The sequence below is a fragment of the Corallococcus caeni genome (assembly GCF_036245865.1).
Taxonomy (GTDB): Bacteria; Myxococcota; Myxococcia; order Myxococcales; family Myxococcaceae; genus Corallococcus; species Corallococcus caeni.
Genome location: NZ_BTTW01000120.1, coordinates 1 through 329, shown reverse-complemented (window position 1 = coordinate 329; position 329 = coordinate 1). Strand labels below are relative to the sequence as shown.

Annotated in this window: 1 protein-coding gene; it reads left to right on the top strand. The window is 34.0% G+C overall.

The features are described from left to right. Positions 1-98: 98 nt before the first annotated feature. Positions 99-329, top strand: a 231-nt coding sequence (locus AABA78_RS39380; protein ID WP_338270629.1) for a hypothetical protein, incomplete at its 3' end; no start/stop codon positions are given.

Here is a 329-nt window from a genome sequence, read left to right as displayed (position 1 = left end):
CCTTTTTTAGTGTTTATTTTGGCTAGTTTCTACCATAGTTTCTTTTACCTTTTGTTTTCAAACCCCCAACAAGAAAGAACCATAACTTAGGAACCAACATGAGTCTTCATTCTTCATCTAGTGTTAATGGTGAGGGTTCTACTCCTAAGGACCCCTTGTATAAGATATTAGATGAGTTGAGATCCCTTAAGTTGTGGAAAGAAAAGCAAGAGAGAAAAGAAAAAGGTAGAAAAAGAGTGGAAGAAATAAGTCAAGATGAAAGAGAGAAAATAAGAGAGGAAGAAAGAAGAAAAATAATGAAAGAAATGAAAAGAGAAAAACATGCCTCC